Origin of the sequence: Curtobacterium sp. BRB10, assembly GCF_031844325.1 — a bacterium.
Lineage (GTDB): Bacteria > Actinomycetota > Actinomycetes > Actinomycetales > Microbacteriaceae > Curtobacterium > Curtobacterium poinsettiae_A.
This window is the reverse complement of record NZ_JAUZVA010000028.1, coordinates 1-1,088: the sequence shown is the minus strand read 5'-3', so window position 1 is coordinate 1,088 and position 1,088 is coordinate 1. Positions and strand designations below refer to the sequence as shown.

Annotated in this window: 2 protein-coding genes; both read right to left on the bottom strand. The window is 66.7% G+C overall.

What is annotated here, in order from left to right; genetic code table 11:
* Positions 1 to 261: DUF4383 domain-containing protein (locus Q9R26_RS18585; protein WP_311228212.1), on the bottom strand; the 261-nt coding region annotated here is incomplete at its 3' end.
* Positions 262 to 315: 54 nt separating this feature from the next.
* A complete protein-coding gene (locus Q9R26_RS18580; RefSeq protein ID WP_311228211.1) occupies positions 316 to 855 on the bottom strand; it encodes a sigma-70 family RNA polymerase sigma factor in 540 nt (179 codons plus the stop codon).
* Between the last annotated feature and the right edge of the window lie 233 nt (positions 856 to 1,088).

Sequence of the window (1,088 nt, the reverse complement as noted above, 5' to 3'; positions counted from 1 at the left end):
TGCGGCGCGGCGGGCGGCGAGCAGCCCGACGATGCCGAAGAGCAGGTGCACGATGTTGTGCAGGACGGACACCTGGAACAGGCCCAGGAGCAGGGCCATGGAGCCGTGGCCGGCCATGGACATCGAGCCCATGTCCATGGTGAGTCCGGGGATGAACCCGGCGATGCCGACGATCAGGAAGACGACACCGAACAGCAGGGCGCCCTTCTGGGTGAGGGTGGCGGCAAAGCCGGTTCGGGGAGTGCCTGCGTTACTGGTCATGATGTGCCCTTTCGGCGAGTGGTGCGCGGGGTCGGATGTGGTCAGGCGCGGGCGTCATGCTGCGGACGCGTCGTGCGGGAGGTGGGCGCGGAGCACGAGTAGGCCATCGCGGATGCGGGTCTTCGCCGCACCGACAGTCGTACCGAGCTCGTCGGCGACTTCCGAGGTATTGCGTTCTCCGAGATACCGCAGCACCACGGCGTCGCGCTGCTTGTTGGTGAGCTGCGCTAGCGCTGCGTGGAGGCGACTGCGTGTGAGGAGCGCATCAAAACGGTCCATACCGGGATCGATGTCGTGGTGGTCGCGAATACCGATCCGGATGTCACGGCTCCTGGACGCTTCGCGACTCCGGATCCGATCAATCGCCCGGCGGTGCGCGATTGTCCGTAACCAGGACTGCAGGTCTGCGCGGGTCGCGTCGTACCGGTCAGGATGCCGCCAGAACTCGATGAACGCTTCGTGGACGACGTCCTCGGCAAGATGCCGGTCGATGATGATCGTCGTCACGAACCGCCGCAGCTCCGGTGCGTACTGCTGATACGACGCGGTGAACGCGTCCGATGCGGTCCGGTCGACCGTGCGCACGTGGGGCATACAGATCCTTCTACTGGCGACGGGTTCACCGTAGGCGGCCGGGGCGGATCAGGTTTCCCCCAGTCCGGGGGCGCGGGTGCGGGCATGAAGAAGCGCCCGCCACGAGGACTGGTCGTGGCGGGCGCTCCCGCATGGTGCAGAACCGGTACCTGGTGCGGGGGTGTTACTTGATCTGTGCGGTGATGGTGGCGGTGCCGACGAGCAGGCCACGCTTGACGGCGTCGGTGCCGAAC

Excerpts from the sequence above, each read along its gene's own strand:
- Q9R26_RS18580 (WP_311228211.1), bottom strand. The coding sequence starts at position 855 with ATGCCCCACGTGCGCACGGTCGACCGGACCGCATCGGACGCGTTCACC.